Annotated in this window: 24 protein-coding genes, 2 tRNA genes and 3 pseudogenes; 15 read left to right on the top strand and 14 right to left on the bottom strand. The window is 60.7% G+C overall.

Annotation, left to right across the window (positions count from 1 at the left end; all coding sequences use genetic code 11):
• Positions 1 to 44 precede the first annotated feature (44 nt).
• Together JN403_RS20195 and JN403_RS20190 are read right to left on the bottom strand one after the other, a co-directional pair.
• Entirely contained in the window at positions 45 to 293 is a 249-nt protein-coding gene (locus tag JN403_RS20195) for a DUF2214 family protein (RefSeq protein ID WP_205484019.1), read from the bottom strand.
• Positions 294 to 477: 184 nt separating this feature from the next.
• Positions 478 to 1,608: a GNAT family N-acetyltransferase/peptidase C39 family protein gene (locus tag JN403_RS20190; protein WP_205484018.1), complete on the bottom strand. Its 1,131-nt coding sequence runs from the start codon at positions 1,606 to 1,608 to the stop codon at positions 478 to 480.
• 89 nt (positions 1,609 to 1,697) lie between these two features.
• Here JN403_RS20190 and JN403_RS20185 point away from each other — a divergent pair, with 89 nt between their 5' ends.
• Both JN403_RS20185 and JN403_RS20180 read left to right on the top strand, forming a co-directional pair.
• Positions 1,698 to 3,281, top strand: a complete 1,584-nt coding sequence (locus tag JN403_RS20185) for a RimK family protein (protein ID WP_205484017.1) — start codon at positions 1,698 to 1,700, stop codon at positions 3,279 to 3,281.
• A gap of 4 nt (positions 3,282 to 3,285) precedes the next feature.
• Entirely contained in the window at positions 3,286 to 4,218 is a 933-nt protein-coding gene (locus JN403_RS20180; protein ID WP_205484016.1) for a magnesium transporter CorA family protein, read from the top strand.
• 44 nt (positions 4,219 to 4,262) lie between these two features.
• On the opposite strand, the gene pbpG is transcribed toward JN403_RS20180, so the two are convergent.
• From pbpG to JN403_RS20165, 3 genes are all read right to left on the bottom strand, one after another.
• Positions 4,263 to 5,213, bottom strand: coding sequence for a D-alanyl-D-alanine endopeptidase (gene pbpG, locus JN403_RS20175; protein WP_205484015.1), 951 nt, complete (start codon positions 5,211 to 5,213; stop codon positions 4,263 to 4,265).
• 336 nt (positions 5,214 to 5,549) lie between these two features.
• Positions 5,550 to 5,732: a hypothetical protein gene (locus tag JN403_RS20170; protein WP_122538145.1), complete on the bottom strand. Its 183-nt coding sequence runs from the start codon at positions 5,730 to 5,732 to the stop codon at positions 5,550 to 5,552.
• Between the two features lie 236 nt (positions 5,733 to 5,968).
• Positions 5,969 to 6,328 carry a hypothetical protein gene (locus JN403_RS20165; protein ID WP_122538147.1) on the bottom strand — a complete coding sequence of 120 codons (360 nt, stop codon included), beginning with the start codon at positions 6,326 to 6,328 and terminating at the stop codon, positions 5,969 to 5,971.
• A 249-nt stretch (positions 6,329 to 6,577) separates the two neighbouring features.
• Between JN403_RS20165 and JN403_RS20160 the strand changes: the two genes are divergently transcribed.
• On the top strand, positions 6,578 to 7,390 hold the full coding sequence (locus tag JN403_RS20160; protein ID WP_205484014.1) for a shikimate 5-dehydrogenase: 813 nt from the start codon (positions 6,578 to 6,580) through the stop codon (positions 7,388 to 7,390).
• Between the two features lie 5 nt (positions 7,391 to 7,395).
• Here JN403_RS20160 and JN403_RS20155 read toward each other — a convergent pair whose 3' ends face one another.
• Positions 7,396 to 8,082, bottom strand: a complete 687-nt coding sequence (locus tag JN403_RS20155; protein ID WP_205484013.1) for a DUF480 domain-containing protein — start codon at positions 8,080 to 8,082, stop codon at positions 7,396 to 7,398.
• A 109-nt stretch (positions 8,083 to 8,191) separates the two neighbouring features.
• Between JN403_RS20155 and JN403_RS20150 the strand changes: the two genes are divergently transcribed.
• Both JN403_RS20150 and JN403_RS20145 read left to right on the top strand, forming a co-directional pair.
• A complete protein-coding gene (locus JN403_RS20150; RefSeq protein WP_074887234.1) occupies positions 8,192 to 8,701 on the top strand; it encodes a DUF1993 domain-containing protein in 510 nt (169 codons plus the stop codon).
• A 157-nt stretch (positions 8,702 to 8,858) separates the two neighbouring features.
• The gene (locus JN403_RS20145; RefSeq protein WP_205484012.1) at positions 8,859 to 10,016 is read left to right on the top strand and encodes an MFS transporter; all 1,158 of its coding nucleotides are present in this window, start codon (positions 8,859 to 8,861) and stop codon (positions 10,014 to 10,016) included.
• On the opposite strand, the pseudogene nhaR reads toward JN403_RS20145, so the two are convergent.
• A pseudogene (gene nhaR, locus JN403_RS20140) lies at positions 10,013 to 10,908 on the bottom strand (transcriptional activator NhaR). The gene JN403_RS20145 and the pseudogene nhaR overlap by 4 nt on opposite strands.
• A gap of 118 nt (positions 10,909 to 11,026) precedes the next feature.
• Here nhaR and JN403_RS20135 point away from each other — a divergent pair.
• Both JN403_RS20135 and JN403_RS20130 read left to right on the top strand, forming a co-directional pair.
• Positions 11,027 to 11,791: a TerC family protein gene (locus JN403_RS20135; protein ID WP_122538159.1), complete on the top strand. Its 765-nt coding sequence runs from the start codon at positions 11,027 to 11,029 to the stop codon at positions 11,789 to 11,791.
• A 545-nt stretch (positions 11,792 to 12,336) separates the two neighbouring features.
• Complete coding sequence (locus JN403_RS20130; protein WP_240356696.1) at positions 12,337 to 13,038, top strand: peptidase C39 family protein; 702 nt, start codon at positions 12,337 to 12,339, stop codon at positions 13,036 to 13,038.
• Positions 13,039 to 13,205: 167 nt separating this feature from the next.
• On the opposite strand, the gene JN403_RS20125 is transcribed toward JN403_RS20130, so the two are convergent.
• On the bottom strand, positions 13,206 to 14,489 hold the full coding sequence (locus JN403_RS20125; protein ID WP_205484010.1) for an FAD-binding oxidoreductase: 1,284 nt from the start codon (positions 14,487 to 14,489) through the stop codon (positions 13,206 to 13,208).
• Positions 14,490 to 14,726: 237 nt separating this feature from the next.
• On the opposite strand from JN403_RS20125, the gene JN403_RS20120 reads away from it, so the two are divergent.
• Positions 14,727 to 14,803: transfer RNA gene (locus JN403_RS20120), tRNA-Val, on the top strand.
• A 110-nt stretch (positions 14,804 to 14,913) separates the two neighbouring features.
• On the opposite strand, the gene JN403_RS20115 is transcribed toward JN403_RS20120, so the two are convergent.
• Complete coding sequence (locus JN403_RS20115; protein WP_122538163.1) at positions 14,914 to 15,141, bottom strand: hypothetical protein; 228 nt, start codon at positions 15,139 to 15,141, stop codon at positions 14,914 to 14,916.
• A gap of 157 nt (positions 15,142 to 15,298) precedes the next feature.
• Positions 15,299 to 15,622, bottom strand: a complete 324-nt coding sequence (locus JN403_RS20110; protein ID WP_240356692.1) for a hypothetical protein — start codon at positions 15,620 to 15,622, stop codon at positions 15,299 to 15,301.
• Between the two features lie 273 nt (positions 15,623 to 15,895).
• Here JN403_RS20110 and JN403_RS20105 point away from each other — a divergent pair.
• The 3 genes from JN403_RS20105 to JN403_RS20095 all read left to right on the top strand — a co-directional run bounded on the left by JN403_RS20105 (position 15,896) and on the right by JN403_RS20095 (position 17,234).
• A tRNA-Val gene (locus JN403_RS20105) sits at positions 15,896 to 15,972 on the top strand.
• A 255-nt stretch (positions 15,973 to 16,227) separates the two neighbouring features.
• Entirely contained in the window at positions 16,228 to 16,785 is a 558-nt protein-coding gene (locus JN403_RS20100; RefSeq protein ID WP_172611700.1) for a DUF4174 domain-containing protein, read from the top strand.
• A 152-nt stretch (positions 16,786 to 16,937) separates the two neighbouring features.
• Complete coding sequence (locus JN403_RS20095; protein ID WP_240356690.1) at positions 16,938 to 17,234, top strand: 2-oxoacid ferredoxin oxidoreductase; 297 nt, start codon at positions 16,938 to 16,940, stop codon at positions 17,232 to 17,234.
• A gap of 116 nt (positions 17,235 to 17,350) precedes the next feature.
• Here the strand turns inward: JN403_RS20095 and JN403_RS20090 are convergent.
• Positions 17,351 to 17,982 (bottom strand): annotated as a pseudogene (locus tag JN403_RS20090) (DUF5666 domain-containing protein).
• Positions 17,983 to 18,270: 288 nt separating this feature from the next.
• Here JN403_RS20090 and JN403_RS20085 point away from each other — a divergent pair.
• The 3 genes from JN403_RS20085 to JN403_RS20075 are packed head-to-tail and all read left to right on the top strand — an operon-like array spanning position 18,271 to position 21,135.
• Positions 18,271 to 19,362, top strand: a complete 1,092-nt coding sequence (locus tag JN403_RS20085) for an ABC transporter substrate-binding protein (protein ID WP_205484009.1) — start codon at positions 18,271 to 18,273, stop codon at positions 19,360 to 19,362.
• Positions 19,349 to 20,347: an ABC transporter permease subunit gene (locus tag JN403_RS20080; RefSeq protein ID WP_205484008.1), complete on the top strand. Its 999-nt coding sequence runs from the start codon at positions 19,349 to 19,351 to the stop codon at positions 20,345 to 20,347. The genes JN403_RS20085 and JN403_RS20080 overlap by 14 nt, the downstream gene beginning before the upstream one ends.
• Complete coding sequence (locus tag JN403_RS20075; protein ID WP_205484007.1) at positions 20,341 to 21,135, top strand: ABC transporter ATP-binding protein; 795 nt, start codon at positions 20,341 to 20,343, stop codon at positions 21,133 to 21,135. The genes JN403_RS20080 and JN403_RS20075 overlap by 7 nt, the downstream gene beginning before the upstream one ends.
• Before the next feature lie 78 nt (positions 21,136 to 21,213).
• Here JN403_RS20075 and dacB read toward each other — a convergent pair whose 3' ends face one another.
• From dacB to JN403_RS20060, 3 genes are all read right to left on the bottom strand, one after another.
• Positions 21,214 to 22,680 carry a D-alanyl-D-alanine carboxypeptidase/D-alanyl-D-alanine-endopeptidase gene (gene dacB / locus JN403_RS20070; RefSeq protein WP_205484006.1) on the bottom strand — a complete coding sequence of 489 codons (1,467 nt, stop codon included), beginning with the start codon at positions 22,678 to 22,680 and terminating at the stop codon, positions 21,214 to 21,216.
• A gap of 386 nt (positions 22,681 to 23,066) precedes the next feature.
• Positions 23,067 to 23,411, bottom strand: a complete 345-nt coding sequence (locus tag JN403_RS20065) for a YggL family protein (protein WP_065988787.1) — start codon at positions 23,409 to 23,411, stop codon at positions 23,067 to 23,069.
• Positions 23,412 to 23,567: 156 nt separating this feature from the next.
• A complete protein-coding gene (locus JN403_RS20060; protein ID WP_122538179.1) occupies positions 23,568 to 24,752 on the bottom strand; it encodes an MFS transporter in 1,185 nt (394 codons plus the stop codon).
• Positions 24,753 to 24,858: 106 nt separating this feature from the next.
• Here JN403_RS20060 and JN403_RS20055 point away from each other — a divergent pair.
• A pseudogene (locus tag JN403_RS20055) lies at positions 24,859 to 25,799 on the top strand (LysR substrate-binding domain-containing protein).
• Positions 25,800 to 25,813 lie beyond the last annotated feature (14 nt).

The following is a 25,813-nucleotide window of genomic DNA, read 5'->3' as shown; positions in this document are numbered from 1 at the left end:
GCGGTTGCGCGTGGGTCAGCAGCTTTCCACGGTTATTAAACACCTCAGCTCAATAAGATTCCCCGCGCCATGCCCGTGGCGGCGATGACGATGATGACCAACAGCAACGCCTCTATGTGGCCGATCCGCGCGAAGCGGCGCGACAGGGACGTATCAACGGGCTGGCTCTTCTTCAATGGGATGCGCCATTTGATCGGCGCGAACATCGGCACCCCTTCCAGCGCGAGAATGGCCACGAACGGCGCCGTTTGCAGGTGAAGGATTGCTTTTGCGGCGTGCGTGAACGAAATCAACGTAAAACGCCGAGAGGCCGAACACCGCTATCACCGAAACAATCACCAGACCGATCACCGAGTTATCCATCACGCTTGTCCCACCCATCGCCTAAAGGCCGAGCGCCTATTGATGCCGTTTGCCTGTTCAACTGCAATCAATACGACGGGATCTTTACGCGAACAGTGCTTCACCTGACGCCATTTATATAAGTGCCGGTGTCTGCGGATACTTTTGTGGATAGAGCACTACCGCCGCGCGAAGTTTGTCGGCGCCAAAACAACTCATGCCGGCGAACTCTTTATGACTGACCGGCATGTATTGGCAATCCATGGCCTGACGCTGTTGGCTGTGATCGATATCAGGGTCGTGCAAGAACACAAAGTCATCGTCGCAACCCGTCACCAATACCCAATGCGGCGCCTTGGAACGGGTCAACCGATAGCTGCTGATCAACACCAGTGCCAGGCCGTTGTCCTGTTGCAGTTGCCGGAGATTAAGCGGTGCGCTGCCCAGCTGACGAACCTCGCTGGCGGCCAGTTCGCGGCTGAATTCCTCATGCACCAGGCGCATGACTTCGCGCTTTTCTTCACTGCGCACCCCGGCGAGAAACAAGGGCCCGCGCACCGACACTTGCAGGCCGACCTCGAACCCGCGCCGTAACGCCGCCAGCGCCAGGCCCTGGGGGCTGCAACCGCCATGGCCGGAGGTCATGAACACCGTGGTCGCCTCGCGCCAGATCTGCAGTTCTTCGTGGCGCTGCATGGCGCGTGGCGGTTGCAGCGCTTTCATCGCCATCAGCAGGCACGCCGGGCCACAGCTGAAGTCCAGCGTTTGCGGGTAGTAAGGCACATGGCGGGTGACGCCGGTGGCGCGTTCGCGGATGCGCTTTTCGTAGCGCAGCGCCGGGGCGTGGTCTTCGTAGTAATCGTCAATGCGGTCGAACAGTCGATAGCCGTTACGCTCGTACAAGCGAATCGCCGGGGCGTTGTCCGGGCGGACTTCGAGCCGCAAATAGGCACACTCACGCTTAAGGGCTTGCTGTTCAGCCTGGGCCAGCAGTTGCTGCCCGAGGCCCTGGCCCCGGGCACCGTCGCTGATCGCCAGCGAGTAAAGCCGACCCAGAGACGTGCCGCGATGAAACAGTACCAGCGCGTAACCGGCAAGGCGTTGTTCGGGCTGATCGCCCAGCGCCACGATCAATCGCGCATTGGCCCGCGTGACCATCCAGTGAAAGCTGCGGGCATTCAGGCGGTCGGATTCAAAGCACTGGTTTTCCAGCACCAACAGTTCATCCACATCGGCAGGCTGGGCGAGGCGATATATAAAGTTCATGTCCGACACCGTAAAGAGTGAGTAACGAAACGGGACATTTCTACAAAGCCATGTTTTATAGAAAGGACTGTTTCCCGAAGGATCAACTCATGAATGCGGTGCCGGTGAAGACCGACGAAGTATCAGCACAACCTCAGCGTTCGGCAACTTTTAATGTCAATCCGCTGAAACCTGTTTCAACCCGAAGCCAACTGTTGATTGTCGTGGAGCGGCTCGAAGACTGGTCGTCTTACTTGCCCAGCGAACATTTGATCAGCGCCCAGGACTATCTGGAAAACCCGCCCCAGGACAATGCCGGGCAACGGGTGCAGGTGATCAACCTCTGCCGCAGTTACCGCTACCTGGGTCACGGTTATTACTGCTCGCTGCTGGCCGAAGCCCGGGGGCACCATGTGATTCCGTCGGTGAAGACCATCAGCGAGCTGACCCGTAAATCACTTTACGGCCTGGCCCTGGATGACCTCGACAAGCGCCTCGAACATGCGCTGCGTGACCATCCGTATGACGAAACCGAAGGCTTCACCCTGAGCCTGTATTTCGGTCAGACCGATCTTGCGCCGTTGCAGGATCTGGCCCGTCAGCTGTTCGAAGCGTTTCCGGCGCCGATCCTGCTGGTGGAGTTTCGCAAGCGCGACAACTGGCACATCGTCGGCATCAAGACCGGCGCCTTGACCCGCCTGCGCGATCACCAGCAGGACCAGTTCGCTCAATCCCTCGACAGCTTCAGCCGCAAGATCTGGCGCCAGCCGCGCTCGCGCCGCACCTATCGCTACGACCTGGCGATTCTGCACGACCCCCAGGAAGCGTTGCCGCCGTCCAACCGCAAGGCGCTGGACAACTTCATCCGCGTCGGCCAGCAACTGGGCGTCGATGTCGAGCTGATCGAGAAGAAGGATTACTCGCGGCTGGCCGAATACGACGCGCTGCTGATCCGCGAGACCACCAGCGTCGACAACCACACCTACCGCTTCGCCAAGAAGGCCGAGAGCGAAGGGCTGGTGGTGATGGATGACCCGGCGTCGATCCTGCGCTGCACCAACAAGGTCTACCTGACCGACCTGCTCAAAAGCCACAAGCTCGGCATGCCGGCTACGGAAATCCTTTACAAGGAGCGACCGGATGACCTGGAGCACGTCGCGGCACGACTGGGCTTTCCGCTGGTGCTGAAAATTCCCGACGGGTGTTTTTCCAAGGGCGTAATCAAAGTGCAGGACGCGCAGCAGTTGCAGGACGCGGCGCGGGAGCTGTTTGAGCACTCGGTGCTGCTGCTGGCCCAGGAATACCTCTACACCGAATACGACTGGCGCATCGGCGTGCTCAACCGCAAGCCGGTGTTCGCCTGCCAGTACTTCATGTCCAAGGGGCACTGGCAGATTTATAACCACAAGGCCATCGACGCGGAGGTCAATGGCGAGTGCCGGACCCTGGCGGTTCATGATGCGCCGCGGGCCGTGGTGGACCTGGCGGTGAAGACCGCCAACCTGATCGGCGACGGCCTGTATGGCGTCGACCTGAAGCAGTCCGGCGACCGCGTGGTGGTCATCGAAGTCAACGACAACCCCAACCTCGACGCTGGCATCGAAGACGCCTGGCTGCAGGACGATCTGTACGCGCTGGTGCTGGAGGAATTCATTCGCCGCCTCGACATCAAACGTCGCGGTCTGGCGGGTTAGGCCGGTGATCAAAGGCCACCGCCTGGAGGCGGGCAGGTTATGGGAATGCTCTGAGGCCGAGGCGAGCGTGCTGTGGTTCAGCGACCCGGATGCGGCGGAGAAGACGTTGCTGCTGGAGCGCTTCAAGCTGGATGACCACGCCCTGGCCTCGGCGCTCGACCCCGACGAGGTGTCGCGCATCGAGTTTCATCCAGACGCGCTGTTCATGATCTGGAAGCGCCCGGAGAACTACTCGGGCAAAGATACCTTTTCCTTTGACGTGTCATCGTTCGGGGTGCTGCTCAGCCCCCATCATATGGTGCTGATCTGCGCGGACGAGCGACAGTTCGGCGATCTGGGACAGCATCGGCCGATGCACACGCTGCTGGACGTGTTGCTGGAGGTGCTGTTCCACAACATCCATCATTATCTGGGGCACCTGAAGGTGATCAAGATGATCGCCCGGGAATTGCAGCAGCAGTTCAATGCGTCGATGGACAGCCGCCATCTGGTGCAGATGTTTAACCTCAGCGAAAGCCTGGTCTATTACATCAACGCCATCGACAGCAATGGCTCGGTGTTGACCCGTCTGCGCAATCACGCCCACAAGCATCAGTTTTCCGGCGACAGCCTGGCGCTGATCGAAGACATGATCATCGAGAACGAGCAGTGCCACAAACAGGCGAATATCTACTCGACGGTGTTCGCCAGTCTGATGGATGCGCGGGGCAATCTGGTCAACAACAACACCAATAACCTGCTGCGCAAGCTCACGCTGATCAACGTGGTGTTCCTGCCATTGAATCTGGTGGCGGGAATTGGCGGGATGTCGGAATACAGCATGATGACCACGCCGATCCCGTGGTGGATCAGCTACCCGGCGTTGCTGGTGGGCATGGCCGGGCTGGGCGTGGGGATGGTGGTGATACTCAAGCGCATGGCGAGGGCAAATCATTGATCAGTGGGCGCCCGGCGGGTGCCCACTGAATGCGGCGCGAAGGCTTATTCCGACGCCTGCAAACCCTTCTGCCGCATCACCTGGTTCTTCTCTTTCTTGTATTGCAGCGCGACTTCCGGCGCCGGACCGCTTTTGCCGGTTTCCATCCACAAGCGCATGCGGCTGGCATCGGCAAAGTGGGTGTATTTGCCGAAGGCGTCGAGAATGACTACGGACACCGGACGATTGGCCATGCTGGTCAGCAGCACCAGACAGTGCCCGGCCTGGTTGGTGAAGCCGGTCTTGGTCAGCTTGATGTCCCAGTTGGATTTACGCACCAGATGGTCGGTGTTGCTGAAGCCGAGGATGTAATTCGGCTTGCGGAAGGTGACGGTCTTCTCCGGCGTTGTGCTCAGCTCGCGCAGCATCGGGTAATTGCGGGCGGCGAGGGCCAGCTTGGTCAGGTCACGTGCGGTGGAAACGTTGTACACCGACAGCCCGGTGGGCTCCATGTACACGGTATGGTTCATGCCCAGCGACTTGGCCTTGGCGTTCATCGCCCGGATAAACGCCGGATAGCCGCCCGGATAGCTGTGGGCGAGGCTCGCCGCAGCGCGGTTTTCCGACGACATCAGGGTGATGAGCATCATGTCGTGGCGATTCAGCTCACTGCCCAGCTTGACCCGGGAGAACACGCCTTTCATTTCGGGCGTTTGCGAGATTTCGACCTTGATCATCTCGTCCATGGGCAACTTGGCGTCGAGGGTGACCATCGCAGTCATCAGCTTGGTCACTGAGGCGATCGGCACGACGATATCGGGGTTGCTCGCATACAGAACCTGACCGGTTTGCAGGTCGGTGATCATGGAACTGCCGGAGGCCAGATGCAGATTGGCCGGGTCGCGCTTGAACGCCACCGGCTCATTGGCCAGCGCCGTCGCGGAGAATGCGACAGTGGAAAGTGCGCAGCCTGTAAGTGCAAATAATAGGCCGATGACGGTTGGGCGAATTTTCAAGAGCCAAGCTCACTAAATGATGGAAATAGCGTGGAACGTCGGACTTTCTTCAAGCACGACAACAAGTTCGGCGCATTTTAGGAGCAAGTTTCTGAAGTTGTCGATGGGGTGGTGCGGGGTTTCGGTAATAAACCGCGATTGTATAGCTCAGGTTCAGGTGGCGGATCCAAAAAGCCTGTATTTAAAAGGGTCAAATTGCCTTTCATGGCGCACCTGCCGAACTGGGTTTCGCATCAAAACCGGATCACCGCGCAAAAAAAGCCCGCGTCATTAAAGAGGCGGGCTAAAGGGGTGTGCGGAGCAACGCACGATTCACAGGGAAGAGCGAATAGGGTTTCAGCTGTTGAGCGAGCGGCATTCAAGTTGCTGGGACAGGGCCTGCGCTGCCGGCAGTGAAGGCAATGGACCACTCACGGGCTCGCCGTTCTGCATCAGGTACCAGCACGCCAACAGCCCGCGCTCACGAAGCTGAGGGGGAACTGCGCTGCCGACAACCGACATGATTTGAACCTTGGTCATAAGTGCCTCCATCAATCTATGGCGCTACTGTACGGCGCGACCGCTTGAGGCAAAAATCACCGCGCTCGATAGTTGTCATTGATGAGCGGGTAGGGACGCTGATGGGGGATGTGCGCACACCGTGCAGTCCGGCATAAACGCCCGGAAACAAAAACCCCGCCAGGGAGGCGGGGTCAGTAGTGGGTGAGGGCTGGCGACCACGGATCGACAGCCCTGCTGGCCGGAGCAGACCGCCGTTACCAGCGACCGCCACCGTGGTAGCCGTGATAGTAGCCCGGTGGTGGGCCGTAATAACGTGGCGGACCGTAGTAACGCGGTGCGTAGACAACCGGGCGTTCAACGACATAAGCCGGCTGGTAGTAAACCGGCGGTGGCGGCGGTGGCGCGTAATAAACAGGCGCCGGGGCCGAGTAGTACACCGGCGCGGGCGATGCGTAAACCGGACCGGACGCCACTGCCGCGCCGACAACACCGCCGACGACCGCACCGATCACGGCGGCTCCACCCCAGCCCGGGCCGCCGCCATGGGCTTCAGCCTGGCCTGCGAGGGCGAGGGCGCCTAACAACAAGGCAACTTTGGGGATCTGACGAATCATGACTGTTCCTCGGTGTTCATTCCCGTTGTCGCGAGCCTGCGTTACGCTCAGGCACTGCCACGGGATAACTTCTCAGACAACGGTTTCGAAATTATCTGCGAGGCCGTTGGGTAAATTTTGTGTAAGGTATTCGACAACTTTCATGACAAGGGCTGGCGCCGTTGTAACGCGGTTAAAAACGTGTAGCGCCAGAACGCCGCGATTCTACGCCTTTCCCCAGGCGTCTTCTAATACCACTCGGGAGATTTCATGTTGGTCACTGCCAGTAAGGAAACGCTGTTGTGCATGTCGCTGGCCGGACGTCCGGGCAACTTCGGCGTTCGCTTCCATAACCACCTGTATCAACAGTTGGGTCTTAACTTCTATTACAAGGCCTTCTCGCCGAACGACCTGCCTGCGGCCATCGCCGGCATGCGTTCTTTGGGCATTCGCGGGTGCGGCGTGTCGATGCCGTTTAAAGAGGCCTGCATTGCACTCGTTGATGAACTGGATGCGTCCGCCGCCGCCATTCAATCCATCAATACCATCGTCAATACCGATGGCCACTTGAAAGCATACAACACCGATTACATCGCCATTGCCCAACTGGTCGACACCCATGAAGTGCCGCGCACTCGCTTCGCCCTGCGCGGCAGCGGTGGCATGGCCAAGGCTGTCGCCTGTGCCCTGCGCGACGCCGGGTTCACTGAGGGGCTGATCGTGGCCCGCAACGAGCAGGCGGGCAGGGCGCTCGCACAGACTTGCGGCTTCGAGTGGCAAGCCGAACTGGGCAGTGAGCGTCCGCCGCTGCTGGTGAACGTCACGCCGTTGGGGATGGCAGGTGATCAAGCCGAAGCGCTGGCCTTCGACGTGTCCGCCATCGATCAGGCCGATACCGCGTTTGACGTCGTCGCCACGCCGGCGCGAACGCCGTTTATTGTCGAGGCCGAACGGCTCGGCAAGCGCCTGATCACCGGCGACCAGGTGGCGGCGATACAGGCGCTGGAGCAGTTCATTCTCTATACCGGCGTGACGCCAAGCGAGGTGCAGTATCAGGCCGCGGCGGCGTTCGCGCGGGGTTAACGCGCTTAACCGTCCAGCAATGCCAGCCGCTCTTCCAGGGCGGCAATGCGGGCTTCGAGGGCTTCGACCCTCTCCGCCATCGCCGAGCTGCCCGCGCTGCCCGAATTGCCGCTACCGCTGCGCTCACCTGGATGCGCGCGGGCGGCGAGGATGCTCTCCATGTCGGCCGGGTCACCCAGTGCGTGCATATAGCGGTCTTCGCGCTGGCCTGCCTGTTTCGGGATCAACACCGCCAGCCTGCGCCCGATCAGCCGATCCAGCTGATGCACGACTGCGTCAGTATCTTCGAAGTCGTGCATGCGCTGGCTGCGGGTCAGCAGCTCGTTGGCGGTTTGCGGGCCGCGCAGCAACAGCAGGCCGGTGAGGATGAGTTGCGCCGGCACCAGCTCCAGGGTTTTGTCGACGCGGTGTTCCCAGCGGTCCGCCCGGCTGCCCATCACCAGGCGTGTCAGTTGCAGGCTTTCCAGCGCGCGCAGGCTCTGGCCGACCTGGCCGGGCGTCAGGTTCATCACCGGCTCGCGGCTGGTTTTCTGGTTGCAAGCCAGCACCAGCGCGTTGAGGGTGAGGGGATAGGTCTCGGGATGGGTCGCCTGCTTTTCGATCAGGCAGCCCAGAATGCGCACTTCGGTGCTGTTCAGCTGCAGCGCACCCGAGGCTTCAACGGTGTTTTCGGAATCCAGCTCGTCAGACATGACCCATTTCCCAGGCGTTGAAAAGGCTATGAGGGTAGGGGGTGGATGAGGTAAAAGACAAGCCGCGTTCGCGTCCGCCTCTGTGCGACTCATTTCCCCAGGAACTGCCATGACCCTTTCTCTTTACGCTGCCTCGATTCCTGTGTTCAAGCAAATGCTCACCGCCCTCAGCGCCGTTCTGGCGAAAGGCGAAGCCCACGCCACCGCCAAGAACATTCAGCCGGATGCCCTGCTGCAGGCGCGTCTGTTCCCCGACATGTTCCCGCTGGTGCGTCAGGTGCAGATCGCCGTTGATTTTGCCAAAGGCGCCGGCGCACGACTGGCCGGCCTTGAGCCGCCGAAGTATGAAGACACCGAAACCACCTTCGCCGACCTGCAAGCGCTGCTGACCAAAGTGCTGGCGTTCCTCGATACGATCAAGGCCGAACAGGTCGATGGCAACGAGGCGCGCGAAATCGTCCTTCGCCCTGGTACCGAGAAGGAAAAGCGTCTGAACACCCAGACCTACCTGCTGCATTACTCGCTGCCGCAGTTCTTCTTCCACGTCACCACGGCCTATGACCTGCTGCGCCACAACGGTGTGGAAGTCGGCAAGCGCGACTACATGGGCGCTTACTGACAGGCCTCGCTGCCCGGCTCAGCGTGGGCAGCGACACGTGGCTCGTCCGGCGCCTGGCTCCCAAGCGCCTGGTTCTGATACCCTCCGCGTCCTGATTCAAGCCACATCCGATCGACCGCTCCGCAAGGACCGGTCGTTTCGTCGTTCTGGAGATTTCATGTTTTTCCCCATCTACCTACTCTCGGCCGCCGGTTTTACCGTGCTGACCACAGAGTTCGTCATCGTCGGCCTGTTGCCCGCCATCGCCCGCGACCTGGCTGTCACCATCCCTCAGGCCGGCTTGCTGGTCACGCTGTTCGCCTTCACCGTGGCCTGCTTCGGCCCGTTCCTGACGGCGTATTTTTCGCGCTTCGAGCGCAAGCGCCTGTTCATTGCGGTGCTGATCATGTTCGGCGTCTCCAACGCCGTTGCCGCGCTGGCGCCCAACATTTGGGTCATGGCGGCGGCGCGGCTGATCCCGGCCCTCGGGTTGCCGGTGTTCTGGGCCCTGGCCAGCGAAACCGCCGTGGACATCGTCGGCCCTGATCATGCCGGCCGTGCGATCGCCAAGATCGGCTTCGGCATCGTCTGCGCCACGGTATTCGGCATCCCCGTTGGCACCTTGATCTCGGACGCCATCGGCTGGCGCAGTGCCTTCGCCATCCTCTCGGTGGTGGCCTTCGCCAAGGCGCTGCTGCTGTTCATCTATTTGCCCCATAGCGTGCACAAGGATCAGGCCTCGTTCCGTAGCCAGTTCCGTATTCTGCGCAGCCCGTTGATGCAGGGCCATGTGCTGCTGTCGGTGCTGGTGTTCAGCGGCATGTTCACGGCCTATACCTACCTGGCGGACATGCTCGAGCGCCTCGCCGGTTTCAACGGCACCGTGGTCGGCTGGTGTCTGATGGGCTTCGGTGCGGTGGGTCTGTTGGGCAATTCACTGGGCGGGCGGCTGGTGGATCGCCATCCGCTGATCGCCAGCCTGACCTTCTGCACGTTCATGATCGGCGGCATGGTCATGGTCGTGCCGAGCATGCACTCCCTGCCTGCTCTGGCCCTGGCGCTGGCGGTGTGGGGCGCGACCCAGGCGGCGCTGTTTCTGGTCAGCCACGTGCGGCTGATGAAAGCCGCGCCCCAGGCGCCGGCCTTTGCCGCATCGCTGAATATCGCCGGGGCCAATCTGGGCATCGGCATTGGCGCGATCATTGGCGGCCGGGTGATCGATCATCTGGGCCTTGGCAGCCTGGGCTTCGCGGCGGCCGGGATTATCCTGCTGTCGATCCTGCTGGCCCTGCTGCTGATGACAGTCCGCCCACACCCGGCAGCCTGCAACGCCTAATCCGGAAATAACTGGCGGCGTGCCCCCTCGGTGATCGCAACGATGCCGGGGTGCTTGACCTTGCGCTCGACCGAGATCGCGTAGAACGACTCGGTCACGGCGTCGGTATGGCCGATCAGCTCGACGTCGTATTGCTCGATCACTTCATCGGCGATCACGCTCGGCGCAATGAAAATCCCGCTGCCGGACTTGCCGAAGGCCTTCATCAGGGCGCTGTCGTCGAACTCCCCGACGATCTTCGGCTGGACATTCTGCTCAGCGAACCAGCGCATCAGGCGGCTGCGCACCACCGTCTGCTGGCCCGGCACCAGCAGCGGCGCCCCTTGCATGCCGTGGGGGAAGTTCTCGCCGTACAGGGCGGCGAGGGCGCGGGTGGCAAAAAACTCACGCCGCATTCGCCCAGCTTCTGGCTATAGCCTTTAATGTCCAGATGAGAGGGCATCGGGCTGTCGGAAATCACCAGGTCCAGGCGCTGAATCGCGAGGTCGGCCAACAAGCGTTCGAGCTGGTCTTCCCGGCAACTGATGCGCACCAGCTCGTTGAGGGCCATGCTCGGCGCGATGAGCCGATAGACAATGGATTTGGGCACGACGTCGGCGACCCCGACGCGAAAGAGGATTTGCTGTTCGTCCGGTTGCGCGCGCAGAACCGCTTCCAGCTCGCCACCCAGCTGGAACATCTGTTCGGCGTAGGGCAGGGCGACGCGGCCGGTTTCGGTCAGTTCCAGTTGGCGGCCGACACGCTTGAACAGCTCGACGCCGTAGGTCTGCTCCAGCAGGCTGATTTGCCCGCTGATGGTCTGTGGCGTGAGGTTCAATTGCTCGCAGGCCCGGACAATACTGCCGGTCTTGGCCACAACCCAGAAATAATGCAGCTGTCGATAATTGAGCATGGGGGACGTCACTTCGGGAAAATCGAAGTATACGCCTGAAAAATACGAATTTTACTGAAGTGTTTCCGTCCCTAGAATGCCGTCCTAACCCCTGAACTGATTCTGGACACTCGCTTATATGGAATACCTTCTGGAACTGGCCGCAAGCCCAACGGCGTGGATCGCTCTGGCGACACTGGTCGTCATGGAAATCGTGCTCGGTATCGACAACCTTATCTTCATCTCGATTCTTACCAACAAATTGCCGGTTCATCAGCGCACCAAGGCGCGCCGGATCGGTATCAGCATGGCGCTGATCCTGCGTCTGGGCCTGCTGACCACCGTGGCGTGGATTGTCCAGCTGACCGCGCCGGTGGTCGAGGTGTTCGGCCAGACGTTCTCCTGGAAGGACATGATCCTGATTGCCGGCGGCCTGTTCCTGGTCTGGAAAGCTACCACTGAGATCCATCACAGCGTCGACATCAAAAGCGAAGCCGAGAAAGCCGCGTCGAACACCGTCACCCTGGGCATGGCTGCCGCTATCGGGCAGATCCTGATGCTCGACCTAGTGTTCTCAATCGACAGTATCGTCACCGCCGTTGGCATGACCGAGCACTTGCCTATCATGGTGATCGCCGTGATTGCTGCCGTGGTCGTCATGCTGGTGGCGTCGGAACCCCTCGCCAAGTTCATCAACGATAACCCCACCGTGGTGATGCTGGCCCTGGGCTTCCTGATCATGATCGGCATGACCCTGATCGCCGAAGGCTTCGGCGCCCACGTCCCGAAAGGCTACGTATACACCGCCATGGCGTTCTCGGCCCTGATCGAAGTGCTCAACATGCTGGTTCGTCGGTCCCGCCAGCGCCGTCTGGACGCTGAAGCGCAGGGCCAGAAGGTCTGACACTGAAGTAGGCTCCGCCTGGCGTTGAGGGCGGAGCAGGAACCGCGAAGCAGTCAAATGCAGGGCAATAAAAAACGGTCGGGAATGGGATGCCATTACCGACCGTTTTCATTTGTACGGTGATTGATCAGTCCACAGCGGTATCAGTGCGCTGTGGCATGACGGATCTTGCGTTGTGCACGCTCTACGGACTTCGCGGCTTCGGTTTCCCGATAATGCGGATGATGGCGACGCGAGATCCGCATCACCCCCACAACATGGCGGACGCAACGGCCATCCAGGCAGCGATCAACATCACAATGGTCATTCCGAGGCTCATGGCTTCCTCCGGCTCTTCTCTTCGTCTCTTAGTAACCGACAGTCTAGTCTCCCTGTTGTTGCTAAAAATTGACCGGTGGTAAGAATCTCGTGACCGTTTTGTTCTATCCACTCGCGTTGACAGCGTTTCGGGCTATACCGCAACCAGTGGCGGCTCTATCATCAGCCTTCCGGCCGGATCTCGTGATCCCTCGCCATCAGTCAAGTGGGTGAAGAACGTGCGGGCATTGACGCGATTGGATAGCGTTGCAGGTCGACGCAAATGGCTGGCGCTTGCGGCCGTGCTGGTCTTGGCAGGCTGCTCGAATTCCCATAACTGGAAGCCCGGCTACCCGCCGATGTACAAGACGCTGCCTGACCGGGTGGAAATCAACGCAGTGCCGTCGTTCCGGGGCAAGGATTATCAGAGCGCGCCGTTCGCGCTGGCCAGTATGCTGACCGTGCATGGCGTACAGACCACGCCGGGCCTTCTGGAAAAACCGCTGAAACTGCCGGGCGCCGAAGACAGGCTCGACCGCAGCATGTTGGACCTGGCCCGGGAATACGGGTTTGTGGTGTACCCCGTCGACCCTGGTCTGCCTGATCTGCTGGCCCAGGTGTCGGCGGGTTATCCGGTCATGGTGCGGTTCTCGGACGGTTCCATGTTCTGGAAAGAGCAGCGCTACGGCGTGCTGGTCGGGTTCGATCAGAACAAGCGTACGGTGCTGATCTACACCGGGCCGGGGCGCGTGACGACGAGCTTTGATTCGTTTACTTCGGACTGGAATGACGCCGGCAACTGGGCCGTACTGATCCAGGGGCCACGACAAGTCCCGGTGCCGGTGGACCGTGAACGCTGGTTGAAAGCCGCCAATGATCTGGCCCAGGCCGGGCAGGAACAGGCGGCGGGCGAGGCGGTCAAGGCGCTGAACGCTAAGGTAAGTCGCTGACTTTAATCAGCGATAAATTCTCGTCGGATACTGAGATTTGTTTCTGTACAAGGAGCCGGCTTGCTGGCAAACGCAGCTGCTCAGCTACCAGGATGCAAGCTGGCTACTTTCGGTTCGCCAGCAAGCCGGCTCCTACAGGGCTAATGATCACTGGTGGAGCTGCAAACTCAGAACCCCAGCTTGTCCCGCAGGCTGTAATACCAGGCACCCAATGCCGTCAGCGGCGTACGCAATAGTTGCCCGCCTGGGAACGGGTAATGGGGCAGGCCGGCGAAGGCGTCGAAACGTTCTGCCTGTCCGCGCAACGCTTCGGCCAGCACTTTGCCCGCCAGGTGGGTGTAGGTCACACCGTGGCCGCTGCACCCTTGGGAATAGTAAATGTTGTCCCCCAGTCGCCCGACTTGCGGCAACCGCGACAAGGTCAGCAGGAAGTTTCCGGTCCAGGCGTAATCAATCCTCACGTCTTTCAGTTGCGGAAACGCCTTGAGCATCTTCGGCCGGATGATGGCTTCGATGTTGGCTGGATCGCGCGCGCCGTACACCACGCCGCCGCCGAAGATCAGACGTTTGTCGGCTGAAAGCCGGTAGTAGTCCAGCAAGTAGTTACAGTCCTCGACGCAGTAATCCTGAGGCAGCAACGTGCTCGCCAGTTCTTCGCTGAGAGGTTCGGTGGTGATGACCTGAGTGCCGCAGGGCATCGATTTGGCCGCCAGTTCCGGCACCAGGTTGCCCATATAGGCATTGCCCGCGACGATGACGAACTTCGCCCGAACCTTGCCCTCGGCGGTGTGCACCACCGGGCTGGCACCGCGATCAATGCGGGTTGCCGCCGACTGTTCGTAAATGACCCCACCCAGCGACTCGACTGCCGCCGCTTCGCCCAGCGCCAGGTTCAGCGGGTGGATGTGACCGCCGCTCATGTCGAGCAGGCCGCCGATGTACTGGTCGCACGCCACCACTTCACGGATGCGACGCTGGTCCATCAGCTCAAGCTGCGTGTGGCCGTAGCGTTCCCAGAGACGTTTTTGCGATTCCAGATGGCTCATCTGCTTAGGGGTGATCGCCGCAAAAACGCCGCCGTCTTTCAGGTCACACTGGATCTGGTACTTGGCGACTCGGTCACGAATGATCTGCGCGCCTTCGAAAGCCATGTGGCCGAGCAGTTGTGCCTCCCTGGGCCCGACGGTCTTTTCGATGGTGTCGATGTCGCGGCTGTAACTGTTGACGATCTGCCCGCCGTTACGGCCCGAGGCGCCGAAACCGACTTTAGCGGCTTCCAGTACCGTGACCTTGAAGCCGTGTTCGAGGAGAAACAGCGCGCTCGACAAGCCGGTGTAACCTGCACCGATGATGACCACGTCGGTTTCGACGTCCCCTTGAAGCCGAGGCCGAACCGGAACCGGATTGGCGGAAGCGGCGTAGTAGGAGTGGGGGTATGGCGTGTTCGTCATCCTGGAAGCCCTGTTTTATATTTTTTACGAATGGGCGGATCCTACCTGAGATGAAATTGGCCGACCAGCCGAGGTCGCAGGTTGGAAGCGCTACTGGCGCTGGCGAGGCGCCGGTTGTTGAGGCATGCACTCGATCCTATTCGCTCCCGTCGGCGCAAATAGCTTGGGCATTCAGAGGCTTAGGGATGAATCGACGTTGACAGCAATTCGATTCCCGGTAGAATGCCGCCCCACAGCAGGCACGTAGCTCAGTTGGTTAGAGCACCACCTTGACATGGTGGGGGTCGTTGGTTCGAGTCCAATCGCGCCTACCAAACAAATCCGCTCTGCTGGGCGGTAACGAAAAAGGGTGGCCCGAGAGGGTCACCCTTTTTTGCTTATGCATGTCTGAATACCTTAGGAGTTCGGTCATCTGCCGCCCTCGTCACTCGGCCTTGGCGCGAGTAATGCGGCCCGCTCTGATCTCGTCCACGTAGGCGCGCAGGCGGTCAGCGTCCTTGTACTGCTGATTCATCAAGTGCAGCACCGCGACCACGTCCACATCGTTGACCCGTTCGGCCAGTCGGCTGATTTCCCCTGCGGTACTCTCCAGATTCGCCGCAATCGTACTCAGGTCACGCTTGAGTTCCAGCGCTGATTTCTTCATGCCCACGGTGCCGCTCTCCACTGTTGATGACGCCCGGTCCCGAGACCCTGGTTCAGGCGCGGCGGCTGCGCACTATATCAAAACACCACGGCCAGCCACGACATCCAGGCACGAAAAGGGCGCTGTTCAAGCGCCCTTTCATTTCTAAGATGTACGAGAGGCTTCAACCGCCTGCGCCGCCCGCGCTCGACGAACCCGAGCCTTTGCTACCGCCACCATTGGTGGTGTCGCCACCGGGCAGGTCGGCATCGTTGTTATTGCCGGTGCCATTGCTCATGGACGTACCGCCGCCAATGCTGATGCCCTTCTTGGTTTGCGTGTCCACATCGGCGCCTTGGCGAGCGGCATCACTGCCCTGGACGCGCGGGTCGATGCCGGTCTGTGACGGTGGCGGACCCATGTCTGGCGATGTCGCGCCCGCCAGCGCTGCGAGGGAGGTGCAGGTCAGGGCGCAGCCGAGCATGAGTGCAGCAAGTGGTCTGTTCATCGGGTGATCTCCGTGTCGTTATTCCTTACTCATTCGGCATCTGGAGTTCGGCAGTAGTGCCATTACGGCGACAAGCGGCACATGCCTTTCAATCTCGCAGTCATGGAGACCCGTCACGCCGAGGTCGTAGCAGCAGAGGAGGGCTAACGTGCTGTCTATGACGTCGATCTACAGGTGTTGGCGCCGGGCCTAAATAATTTGCATATTCATAGGCTTACTGCCCAAAAAGACGTTGACAGCCATTTGAATATCCGTAGAATGCCGACCCACAGCAGGCACGTAGCTCAGTTGGTTAGAGCACCACCTTGACATGGTGGGGGTCGTTGGTTCGAGTCCAATCGCGCCTACCAAACAAATCCGCTCTGCTGGGCGGTGACAAAAAAGGGCGAATCGAAAGATTCGCCCTTTTTTATTGCCTGAAATTCCCTCGTCAGACCAGCCTTCCTAGATCCCGCCTCAGCCCCTATGGCCGGACGTTTTGACCCCATTTGATACCCGCGAGCCTCTGCGCGCCGCGAAATAAATCCGGTTTTTTTCCCGCTACCGTCTGGACCTTTTCCCATGATGCGCGATCATCAGTGCATGGAAAACCAGAGGAGATGTGTATGTTTAGCCGGTCGTTGACCCTTGCCGTTTTGTTCGCCGTGTCGAGCCCCTTGCTGGCTGCCGACGGTGATGGCCCACTTTCTCAGGAGCGCGGCAAGACCCGTCCACTGATCGTTATCGCGTCGAGTTCGGTCGACCCGACGCTGGTGAGTCTTAAGAAAAATCTGGACGAACCCGCCAACAAGGAAGGATTCGCCAAGCGCGACATGGTGCTTTACACCATCATCAATACCGTGGGGCAGCGTAACGGAAAAGACCTTGATGCCCAGGCCACCATGGCCCTGATCCGCGAACTCAAGCTTGGCGCTCAGACAGAAAAGCAGGCGCAGGTGATTCTGGTGGGCAAGGACGGTGAGAAGAAAATGACTCACAACGGTCCCATCGATCCGAAGGACATTTTCAGCACCATCGACCAGATGCCGATGGCCGAGAAAGAAGCGGCCGCCGCTGCTCCGCCTGCGCCGGTCGCCGAGCCGAAGGCCGCCACCCAGTCGGGCAAACCGGCCAAGCCCGGCAAGGCCGCTCCTGCTGCACCACCTGCCGGGCTGGATGATTAAGCGCTCAGACGGCTTAGCCATGGGGCTCGCTTGACGTTGCTGGTAACATCCCTCCTTTTTAAGGAAGAGGGCGCTTGATGAACGGGACTGGCATGAAACGTTGGGCGGGCGCTGTGGCGCTGCTCCTGTTATCGGGTGGGTTAACGGGCTGCATGAGCTTGAATCAGACGCGCTCGGCAGGGCCGGCGCAGGTTTACACCAGCCAGAAACCAGCAGTCGCCGTTGCCGAGTGCATCAAGGTCACGTGGGCCAACGTGCAACTGTTCGGTGACGTGGCCGACGTGTTCATGGCCAAAGGTGACCCTGGCGCGTTCACGGTCTATACCACCGAAGGCGAGTATTTCGCCGACGTCGCTGGCAAGGCGGGCATGACCAAGGTCAATTTCTACGCAAAGCCCGGCGCGAAGGCCATTGAGCAGCGTGGCGCGGTGCTCGCGACCTGTCTCTGAATCAGCCCTGCATTCACTGACCTGCGCGTGCTGACCGGTGCTGTTTCATCTATCGGCGCCACGCAGGTTTTGAACGCTACAAGCCCTGCACATTGGCCGCTTCATGGTGGCCTGCTTCACATCGGCGGAGCAACGCCATTTTCCCCCGCAGAAATCGACAGCGCCGTCAGCGCGTTGTCCGAACCTTTCTGCGCCTGCAGCACCACCTTCACACCGGGCTTGAGCAAGCTGCGATCGCCTGGCATCAGGTTGACGATCGGCACGTCATCAGGGATGACGATCTTCTTCTGCCCGCCCTTGTAATTCACCGTGATGGTGCGGCCATTACTGGCGACCAGGTCGCCGACCGATCCGTTGGTCATCGTGCTGTCCGGCGTCAGGTCAAAGGCCCGATGGCCATCCCCGTGCCCGCCATTTCCGGCGGGAACACATGCACCTCCAGCGCCTTCAACGAACCGTCCGGCAGCGGCACCGCGGCGGAGCCGATGTAGCTGCCCGGTTTGATTTCAGACACCTGCGCCAACGTGACGCCGCGAATCTGGGTGTCAGGGGTCAGCACGATCTGCAAGTCCTCACCACGATTGCTGTGAATCTTCAACGCGTCGCCCTCGACCGCGGTGATGGCGCCGCGCACGCGGGTGGGTTTGCCGTCTTCGGCGTGGGCTGGCAGGGCTGCCGATAGCAGTGCGCTGAGCAATCCCGATAGGAGGAGGCCGTGGCGGACGGTCTGGGATCTGGAGGTCTTCATGGGCGGTGCGAATCCGGTGATGGGTCGAGCACGCAGCATAGCGGTAGTGCACGAGGTGATGCATGACATTGCCGTCAGCACGCACCCACTAGAGGCGTTGACGTTGCCGGGGGTGCATAACAGTCCCTTCGATAGATAGACTATTTGCATAGTCATATAGAACAAAAATGAATTTAATTAATTAAAAGGTCGGTGCTAATGTTTTAAGCAGTCGGCGAAACCCCAGGATTTGGTTATTAAAATTCTCGTTCGGCGACGACCATTTCACTCACCGGGTAAGGGAACACCATGGCCGTTTTCGATCAACTGAGCCGTCGGCGGGTGCTGGGCCTTGCCGGCGCCGCGCTGGCGTCACCACTTCTGCTGTCAGTGCCGCGCGGCGTCTGGGCAGCGGACGAACACGCGGAGCATGCCGGGCATGGCACCGACGCCAGTGACGGGGCGAGCCAGGCTGCGGGCACGGGGGAGTTCATCAAACTCGATCAGCCCAGGGCATTGAAGCTCGCGATCAACTTGAACGCCGTGTGCCTGGCACCCGTGGTCATCGCCCACGGGCAGGGCTTCTTCAAGAAGCACAATCTGGACGTCGAGCTGGTCAATTTCGGGAATTCAACAGAGGTGCTGCTGGAAGCCATCGCAACGGGGAAGGCCGACGCCGGGATCGGCATGGCATTGCGATGGCTGAAAGCGCTGGAGCAAGGTTTTGATGTCAAGTTGACGGCCGGAACCCACGGCGGTTGCCTGCGTTTGCTCACGGCGGCCAGTGGCAACGTGAAGACCCTCGAAGACCTCAAAGGCAAGGCCATCGGCGTGACCGACATGGCCAGCCCGGACCGCAACTTCTTTTCCATCCTGCTCAAGAAACATGGCGTCGACCCGGTGCGCGACGTCGAGTGGCGCCTGTATCCGGCCGACCTGCTGGGTACGGCGCTGGAGCGTGGGGAGGTGCAGGCGGTCAGCGGCAGCGACCCGTTCATGTACCGATTGATCAACGCCGGCAAGGCCCGCGAGCTGTCGTCCAACCTGGTGGAGGACTACGCCAACCTGAGCTGCTGCGTGGTGGGCGTGACCGGCAACCTGGCGCGGGACGACAGACGTGTGGTGGCCGCGCTGACGCAGGCGATTCTTGAAGCTCACGATTATTCGGTCAAGCATCCGGAGGAGGTGGCCAAGGGATTCCAGGCCTACGCGCTGAACACCACGACCGAAGAAGTCGTCGCCATCCTTCACGATCATACCCATGGCCATCATGCCGTCGGCGCGGCGTTGACTGCGGAGATCGCCACCTACGTGCGTGATCTGAAAACCGTCGAGGTCATCCGTCAAAGCACCGATGCCAACGCCTTTGCTGCGGAGATTACGGCCGATGTCTTCAGTTGATCTGGTTGTTGAACTCGAACGGTCGAAACCCTCTGCAAGAATATTCTGGCTGCAGGGTGTGGTGGCGGCTGTGGTCTGGTTCGTGGCGGCGCTGTTGATCGTGTATCTGCCCAACGCCACTCGTCTCTGGCCGATGACCCAGGGCCTGGCGAATCTGTGCCTGATCATGACCGGGCTGATCCTGTTGGCGGTGGTGGCGGGGCGCTGGTCTCAGCGCGTTGTCGCGCATACGCACACACTCGGGCCCTGGCTGATCGCGCTGCCGATTCTGCTCACGATCTGGGAGCTGCTCACCGCCAAATTCGGCGTGTTGCCGGTGCCGTTTTTCGCGCCGCCCCAAGCGTTACTGGACGTCTATGTCGAAGACTGGCCGCGCCTGGCCGACAGCCTGTTTCATTCGGCCATTCTGCTGGGGAGCGGGGTTGCAGTGGGTGCGCTGACGGGGTTCATCGCCGGCGTCGCCATCGGCTGGTCGCGCAGCATCGGCTACTGGCTGCACCCGGTGTTGAGAATTCTCGGCCCGGTCCCGTCCACCGCGTTGTTGCCGCTGTGCTTCTTCCTGTTTCCCAGCAGCTGGAGCGCCAGTGTGTTTCTCATTGCTCTGGCGACCTGGTTCCCGGTGACGGTGCTGACGTGGTCAGGGGTGTCGAGTGTGGACAAGGCCTACTACGACGTGGCCCGTACCTTGGGTGCAAAGCAGGGATTTCTGATTTTCAAGGTGGCGATTCCAGCAGCGCTGCCTCACGTTTTCGTCGGCTTGTTCATGGGCCTCGGCGCCTCGTTCTCGACCTTGGTAGTGGCCGAAATGATGGGCGTGAAGTCCGGCATCGGCTGGTACCTGCAATGGGCCCAAGGCTGGGCGGCGTACGCCAACATGTACGCGGCGTTGTTGATCATGGCGCTGGCGTGTTCGGGCCTTATCTCGGCGCTGTTTCTGATTCGTGACCGTCTGCTGGCCTGGCAGGAAGGAGCAATGAAATGGTGAATGCAGCCAGAGCGGCAAGCGCAGAGCCGAGTCGTGGCCTGGCGCTGCGCATTGATAATCTGAGCCACGGTTTCTCCCTCGAAGGGCATAAATTGCCGGTGCTGGAACGGGTGTCGCTGGAGATTGAACCGGGGGAATTTGTTGCCCTGTTGGGCCCTTCCGGTTGCGGCAAATCTACCCTCCTGCGGTTGGTCGCGGGGTTGGAAGGTGCGGACAGCGGGAGCCTTACCGCGGACGGCGCTGCGATCACCGGACCGGATCCCACTCGGGTGGTGGTGTTTCAGGACCCGACCCTGTACCCGTGGCGTCCGGTGTGGGACAACGTTGCCCTCGGGCTGGAAGCCCGGCGCCTGCTCAAAACCACCAAGGGCAAAGTCGATGAGGCGCTGGCGAAGGTCGGCTTGAGTCAATTCGCGCGGGCCTATCCGCGACAGTTGTCGGGCGGCATGGCGCAGCGAGTCGCGCTGGCCCGGGCGCTGGTCAACGAGCCGCGGCTGCTGATTCTCGATGAGCCGCTGGGCAAGCTTGATTCGCTGACCCGGATCGCCATGCAGCAGGAGTTGATCGATCTGTGGCAGCGCCAGGGTTACACGGCGCTGCTGGTCACCCACGATGTCGAAGAGGCATTGCTGCTCGCCAACCGCGTCATTGTCTTCAGTGACCGGCCCGCGCAGATCAAGGCCGAGCTGACCATCAATCGTCCCTATCCACGGCACCGTGACGACCCGTATCTGGTCGACCTGCGCAAGCAGATTCTCGGTTTGTTGGGGTTGGGCCAGAGCTGGTAGGCAGAACGGGTATGCAAGGATTGGCGGCCGGGCTGTGCGCATGTCATCGAACGACTTCGCACAGCCCGGCGCAGGCCATTACTGCTGAAGCGAAATGGACGTGTTTGCCAGTTTTGGCTGGTTGTACAGGCTGACCAGCACTTCATCCAGTACCGAAGACGCACCCCACGGACGCGGGTCGTTGAGGATCGCGACCACCACCCAGGTGTTGCCATTGCTGTCGCGGCTGAACCCGGAAATAGCCCGTACGGTGTTCAAGGTGCCGGTCTTGATGTGGGCTTCACCGCGCAGCGCCGTACGTTTCAGACGTTTGCGCATCGTGCCGTCCATGCCCGCCAGCGGCAGCGAACTCATGAACTCGGCTTGAAACGGGCTGTTCCACGCGGCCTGGAGCATCTGCGCCATTTCCCGCGCGCTGACCCGTTCGGCGCGGGACAGGCCTGAACCGTTTTCCATCACCAGGTGCGTCGCGATGATGCCTTTCTTCGCCAGCCATTGGCGCACGACACGTTGCGCGGCTTTCGCGTCGTCACCGTCTGCCTCGTTACGGAACTCCGACCCCAGGCTCAGGAACAGCTGTTGGGCCATGGTGTTGTTACTGAATTTGTTGATGTCGCGGATGATCTCCGCCAGGTCCGGCGAAAAGGCCTTGGCCAGCAGCTTGGCGCTGCCCGGCGTCACGTCCAGCCGGTCTTTGCCGAGAATCGTCCCGCCCAGTTCCTGCCAGATGGCGCGCACGGCGCCGGCGGTGTAGGTCGGGTGGTCGAGCAGCGACAGATACGTCTGGGAATTACAGCCGTCGCCCAACTGACCGGACACCGTGACGGTGATGCCGCCATCGGCTGCCGGCACCGGGTTGTACAGCACGTCACCGGTGCACTTGCTGGACGACAGCGCCTTCACCTGGTTGTTGATGTGGATGGCGGCGATGGGCGGCTCCACTGAAACCAGAATCCTGCCGTCGTCGTTGCGGGTGACGAAACGCAGTGCCTTGAGGTTGACCATCAAGGAGTCGGGGCGCACCAGGAACGGCTTGTTCTTGTCGTTGCCATCGTCGTCGAACACCGGCAGTTGCGGTTGTACGAAATGGCTGCGATCCAGCACCAGATCGCCGGTCACCTGCTGCACGCCGTTGGCCCGCAGGTCGCGCATCAGCAGCCACAGGCGTTCCATGTTCAGCTTGGGATCGCCGCCGCCTTTGAGGTACAGGTTGCCACGCAGAACGCCGTTGCTGAGGGTGCCGTCGGTATAAAACTCGGTTTTCCATTGGTGGGTCGGGCCGAGCATTTCCAAAGCGGCGTAGGTGGTGACCAGCTTCATGGTCGAGGCCGGGTTGACCGACACGTCGGCGTTGAAAACAGTCGGGGTACCGGGGCCGCTGACCGGCAGCATCACCAGCGACAGTGCATCGTTCTGCAGCTTGCTGGCTTTAAGTGCTTCCTGAACCTTGGGCGGCAGGGCGGTGTTGATGGGGGCGGCGGCGATGGAGAACGAGAGGGGCAAAAGCAGGGTGGCAATAAATAGCGGACGCAAAGACTTGATCATTCAATAAACCCTACTGCAGCAAATGCGGAGATGAAGAGGGGGTGAATTCCCTCGCACGGTGAACGAGCCACCAGAAATGCCCGATGACAGGGCGTGACACTGGCGTTTCGGTAAAGCGGCATTATGCCCCAAGCTTTCGTGACTTGCGCCGGGGCGCTGCCGTCAAACGGCGCTATTTTTTGCGCTTGTCCCTTCAAAGTCACGTTAAACCGTGATTTTTGCGGGTGGGTCGGGCGCTTTAGGGGACTCGGCTGTTTAATTCCGCAGATCTGGCTGAGGTTTGCTGGGGCGAGAAACGCCAAGCCTTGAATTTCAGGCACAAAAAAACCATCCCTGAGGATGGCTTTTTTGAGGGTATCAGCTTGGCGGGAAGGCCCGCCCGCTGATCAGACAGCCGCGTTGATCGGCTTTTCCGGGTACCAGGCGTCCTGCAGAGGGCTGACTTCAACTTCAGTCAGCTCGCTACGGCCTTTGAGCCATGCTTCGACAGCAGCACGTTGCTCTTCGCTGACCGAACCACGGTTCGCCAGGCAAACCAGGCCGAAATCGTCGCCGCCGACGTAGTCCAGACCGTTAGCGTCCATGGCCTCGGTCAGGAAAGCGTCGAGGAAGGCGTCGATGGCCTCGTCATCCAGGTCTTCTTTGAAGCCAAGCTTCAGCTCGAAGCCCAATTCCTGGAACTCGTCGACACAGAGTTTTTTGCGCAGACGGCGGGAGCGGTTAGTGGCCATGAAGCGTTCCTCTTAAGTAATTTCGGGGCGCAGTCTACCAGCTTCGTCCCGGCGGTGCCTGCTTCGTCGCTGCCTGGGGTGAGCGACGATAAAGCGAGAAAGGGGACAGATTGATTTGCGATGAAGCGTGTCAATAAATCAGTCCCCCATCAGCCCTCAGCGTTTACGCATCATCAGCAGCGCAACCACAATCGCCAGGGCCGCAATCCCGGTCGCAATCCATCCCAACGACCCGAGTCCGAGGTGTCCAATCCCCAGGCCGCCAAAAATCGCACCCAGACCAATCCCGGCGTTAGCCGCCGAGATGTTCATGGTCGCGGCCAGTGCCTGTGCCTTGGCGCCGGCTTGCATGACCCGCACCTGGCACACCGGGAACAGCGCGGTGTACGCCACGCCCCACAGCACCAGCGCGGCAATCAGCCAGACGTGGTTGGTGGCAAGGGGAATGGCAGCGGCCATGCCGACACTCAGAATCACCAAAAACAGGACCATGGCCCCCAGCGGGCTGCGATCAACCAACGCGCCGCCCCATTGGTTGCCGATCATGCCCACAGCGCCGAAGCCCATCAGCCACCAGCCCACTTGGTTGGTCGGAACGTCAGCCAGGGTCTGGAGGATATCGGCCAGGTAGGTGTAGGCCGTGAACATGGCGGTGAACGCCAGCACTGACAGCAACACGTGGGCGAGAAAACGCGGCTGTTTCAGGATGTCAGTCTGCTTTGCGCCGTGCTTGGCAGGCGAGGAAGGCAAGGTGGGCATGCACAGTTGCATCAGGATGGCGATCACCAGCGAGATGACGGCCAGCACCCAGAAGCTGCCGCGCCAGCCGAGGGTGTCGGCGGCGACGGTGCCCAGCGGCACGCCGAATACGAGGGCGGCGGAGATGCCCAGGTACACCCGCGACACGGCCTGACCCGATTTGCCGGGCGCTGCCAGTTGCCCGGCGGTTTCGCTGGCGGTGCCCCAGAAGACGGGCAAACCGAGCGCCGGGATGAAGCGGGCGAGGGCCATGACCCAGATGTTGGTGGAAAGCGCTGCCAGCACGTTGGAGGCCGCGAACACCAGCAGGATGATGGTAAACAGCTTTTTGCGTTCCACGCCGGCGAGTTTTGCGGTGAGGAACGGCCCGAACAACATCACGGTAAAGGCGAACAGTGTCACCACCTGGCCAGCCACGGCGATCGATACACCGAGGTCCTTGGCCATGGCCGGAAGCAGTCCGACGATCAGGAATTCGGTAGTGACGATGATAAAAGCAGCGACCGCCATGATCAGGATCTGAACACCTGATCGAGAGGTGGCATCCGGCGCGGACGCCGTTGCCGAGTGTGTAGGTTGCATAGAGGAAGCTCCAAGAGACGTAGCCATAGCCTATTGGAGATTTGCGTTCTCATCCGCGACATAAATGACTTACTATCGCGAATTCAGTTCATCAGTGGTGATCGCGATGTTCTCATCCGAGCGGCTCAAGGGCATTGACGTGTTTGTGGCCGTGGCCGATTTCGGCAGCTTCGCCAGCGCCGCGCTGAAGCTGAACCTGACGCCGTCGGCGGTCAGCAAAAGCATCGCCCGGCTGGAGCAGCGATTGGGCCAGCGCCTGTTCAATCGCACCACACGCCGCTTGGCCCTCACCGAGGCCGGTGTGAAGTTCTACGCCACCTGCAGCGGCGTGCTGGCTGACCTCGAAGAAGCTGAATTGGCGCTCGCGTCGGAGCGGCATGAACCCCATGGGCGGGTTCGAATTGATTTGCCCGCCTCTTACGGGCGCCTCCATGTGTTGCCGCTGATTCTCAATTTCGTCAGGGAGTACCCGCTGCTGCAACCGCACATTTCCTTCTCCGACCGGTTCATCGATCCGGTGCATGAAGGCATCGATATCGTAGTGAGGATCGGCGGACGTGATGCCTGGGCGGCGGGGCTGGGGCACCGGTTCATTGGCGCCCAGCGACTGGTGTTCTGTGCCGCACCGAGTTACATCGCCGAACACGGTCGGCCTGAAACTGACGCTGATCTCGAAGATCATCATTGCATCGCCTACGGCCAGTCCGACGGGCAGGTGCAGCCCTGGTACTTTCGCGGGCGCGTGCCGGGGGATCAGGAGCGGCGGGTCATTCATCCGCGTATTGCGGTGGGGGACGGCGAGGGTGAAGTGTCGGCCACGCTGGCCGGGCATGGCATCGCACAGTTGCCAACCTGGCTGGTGCAGACCCATCTCAACGAAGGGCGGCTGGTGGAAGTGCTGCCGGAACTCGCCACTGACGGACTGCCCATGAACCTGGTCTGGTTGAAAACCAGGAGGCGCTGCCGAAGGTGAGCATTTTACTGAAATACCTGAGCGAGCACCTGGCGCCGTACGGCAGCGTTGATTCTGCTACCGCGTCGGCGTGACCGCCAACGCATGC

The sequence above is a fragment of the Pseudomonas sp. 15A4 genome (assembly GCF_016925575.1).
Taxonomy (GTDB): Bacteria; Pseudomonadota; Gammaproteobacteria; order Pseudomonadales; family Pseudomonadaceae; genus Aquipseudomonas.
The sequence above is the reverse complement of the archived record's forward strand: the minus strand, read 5'-3'. Positions and strand labels throughout refer to the sequence as shown.